General features: G+C 41.3%; 4 protein-coding genes. 2 read left to right on the forward strand and 2 right to left on the reverse strand.

What is annotated here, in order from left to right:
- Positions 1–86: 86 nt before the first annotated feature.
- Positions 87–725, reverse strand: coding sequence for a spore germination lipoprotein GerD (gene gerD, locus FS736_RS23355; RefSeq protein WP_144481513.1), 639 nt, complete (start codon positions 723–725; stop codon positions 87–89).
- A gap of 149 nt (positions 726–874) precedes the next feature.
- Here gerD and FS736_RS23360 point away from each other — a divergent pair, with 149 nt between their 5' ends.
- Complete coding sequence (locus FS736_RS23360) at positions 875–1,555, forward strand: KinB-signaling pathway activation protein (protein WP_144481514.1); 681 nt, start codon at positions 875–877, stop codon at positions 1,553–1,555.
- A gap of 8 nt (positions 1,556–1,563) precedes the next feature.
- Here the strand turns inward: FS736_RS23360 and pdaB are convergent, their stop codons facing one another.
- Complete coding sequence (gene pdaB / locus FS736_RS23365; protein ID WP_144481515.1) at positions 1,564–2,316, reverse strand: polysaccharide deacetylase family sporulation protein PdaB; 753 nt, start codon at positions 2,314–2,316, stop codon at positions 1,564–1,566.
- A gap of 143 nt (positions 2,317–2,459) precedes the next feature.
- On the opposite strand from pdaB, the gene FS736_RS23370 reads away from it, so the two are divergent.
- The gene (locus FS736_RS23370) at positions 2,460–2,687 is read left to right on the forward strand and encodes a hypothetical protein (protein ID WP_144481516.1); all 228 of its coding nucleotides are present in this window, start codon (positions 2,460–2,462) and stop codon (positions 2,685–2,687) included.
- Positions 2,688–2,929 lie beyond the last annotated feature (242 nt).

A 2,929-nucleotide genomic window follows, 5' to 3' on the forward strand; every position in this document is an offset into this window, starting at 1 on the left:
ATAAACTGGATATAAAGTAAAAGAGGCGACTCTCAGGTCGAATTTATTCAACCTTTTGAGTCAGCCTCTTTATTTTTATTGATTTATTATTGTCCTCCAGAACCTCCGCCGGATGCACTGGAACCTCCGCCGCCGCCTGAATCGCCGCCGCCCTGATTGCCGCCTTCTGGCTTCTGGGTCGGTAATTCTTCAGCTGCTTTAACAATCAATGCCTGCAGTTTTGCTTTAAACAGCGGGCTTTCAAAGGTTTCATTCATTACTTTCTGTAAATGTTCCCGATACTCCTTGCTTTTGAGAACATTGGTCAACTCTTTTTCTAATTCAGGATCCTTCATGACCTCAATCATCATGCCCTTATATTCAGGATCCTTCATTAAGTCCTTCAGCAGTTTCTCGTTTTCCTTCTTCATGCTTTTTGCGACACTCTCAGCAAACTTTGGATCTTCAAATGACTTTTTCCAGAAATCCATGCCTTTGTCAGATGTCAGCGTTTTCTCGATTGTATCGGTTACGACCGGCTGGTCCATTATCAACTTTTCCTTCATGCCGTCGTCACCCATAACTTCCTGAATCGCCTTTTTGCCATCATCAGTCTTCAGGATGTCGACAACCATCTTCTTTGTTTCTTCATAATCAACCTGTCCCCCGCCTGACTCGGTTGGAGCACATCCGGCAGCCAAAAATAAAAAGGATGCGGGGAGTACAATTCTTATCCATTTCTTCATATTTTAATCCCCTTTCACATAGACGGCCCTAAGTTTAGGATGAGTAATAAGACAAATTGTTATACACAAATAACGACAGCTAGATTTTTCAAACCCGCATTGGTACAATCATATAGTGAAGTTTAATTTCGTTCTTGGGGGAAAAAATCGTGACTAGCCGTAATTGGGTACACTTGTTTCTCACCACGCTGGTTGTTGGAGCAGTATCGACCGCTGTGGTTGGCTTTATTGTCCGCTGGAGTGAATTCCAGCATCTGTTAAGTGATTTCAACATTCTTGAATTACTTTCAATTTTAGTATGGCTAATGGGCGTCGGTCTTATATTTAGCATTCTTAGCCAAATGGGGTTCTTTGCTTATTTGACGATCCACCGTTTCGGGCTTGGCATATTTAAGTCATTATGGAATTCCGTGCAGCTTCTCCTTATTGCTTTTGTGCTTTTCGATCTTGTATATCTTCGGTACAATGCCTTTGCTGAAAAAGGTGAAAGCATCCTGCCATATATAGGACTTGCCGCAATCGTCCTGGCTGCTGGCTTGATCGTTGCACTCCTTAAGGTAAAACAAACAAATAAAGAAGCCTTCATACCGGCAATGTTTTTCATGATTGTCGTGACAGTGATTGAATGGGTGCCTGTTCTGCGAGTGAATGAGCATAGCTGGGTATATCTCATGCTTTTCCCGTTATTGATCTGTAATGCATATCAACTGATGGTCCTTCACAAGCTTAACCAAAAGTCCATGGAGGAGCGGAAAGCCCTAGAAGCAAAAACTAAGACAGATAAAAAAACATCAAATAAAAAGGCACAAAAAAAACCGTCCAACGCGTAGTTGGGCGGTTATTTTACTTCTGCTGATTTAGAGTCACCATTAGCGATCATTTCAGAAACAGTGACCATCTTTAAATTTTTCGACTTGATATCTTTTAATACAAGCGGCAGAGCTTCTGCTGTTTGCTTGGCAGAATCAGAGGCATGCATCAAAAGGATGTCGCCTTTTTTTGCCTTTGAAGCATTTTCGGCAATGACCGTCGTTCCGGGATTGGTCCAGTCCTTCGTATCAAGACTCCAATGGACAACTGTGTACCCGAGCCGCTCAGCGATTTTCAGCGTGCGTTGATCAAAATGGCCGGTTGGAGCACGAAGCAATTCAATGTTCTTCACATTCAGCTTCTTGAACGCCTCCTGCGCCTTCATGATGTCTCTCCTGATTTTGTCTTCCTCCAGCTCAGTGTAATCTTTATAATCGTACCCAAGCATGCCGATTTCATATCCTTCTTTCACCATCCTGCTGACAAGATCAGGATGCCTTTCTGCCCAGGAGCCCGAGAGAAAGAAGGTAACCGCTCCGGCTTTTTGCTTCGCCAGGACATCCAGGATCGGTTCAGCTTTTTCGTCCCCCCAGCCAATATTAAAGGTAAGGGCTAAATCCTTTTCACCCTTATAGATCGCTTTCGGACCATCCTTGGCTGAAAAGGCGGGGATCTGGACCATATTATCCATGTAAAAGAACCAAGCTGTAAAAAAGGCTGCGACAATGATGACAAAAGCTGTTTTTATCGACCTGGCATTCATCACATAAAAGAAATTCATATTCTCACCACCTCGTCCGATGCACTCCTTGTCTAATTTTTATTCAGGATTTGAAAAGATATGATAATTAAAATGATGATTATAAAATTCAGGAAAAAAGATAACACTACAATCACTATGAGAAAATGAACAGGAGTGTATGTATGCTTGGTGTTCTGATCAATGAGAAGGAATTAAAAGAGCTGGAATACTTAATCAAAAGAGAGATGGATGAAATCCTGTTTGACCTGAAGGATGAACGCATAGATCATATCGTAAAGAGATCGATGAGAGAGAGATATCAAATTTTGTTCTCACTGTTTAAAAGAATCGCATCACCAAAAGAGTGCCTAAAGTATATGCCGGCGAAAAAGAACATATCCAGAGGATGAAAAAGTTTTTTGATATTTATTATTGACGTATGAAAAGTATCCTGATATATTAATAAACGTCGCTGCTGAGCAAGTCGCTAAACGATCAATCAGCGGTGAGAAAATAATAAAGAATGTGGTTGACATTAAGTCGGTCGCATGATATATTATGAAAGTCGCTTATGAGCGGCATGCTAACTAACTTGCTCTTTGAAAACTAAACAAACAAGCGTCAACAAACAATAAATTATCATGCTTCTATT

The organism is Cytobacillus oceanisediminis 2691 (genome assembly GCF_007678455.1).
Classification (GTDB): domain Bacteria; phylum Bacillota; class Bacilli; order Bacillales; family Cytobacillaceae; genus Mesobacillus; species Mesobacillus oceanisediminis_A.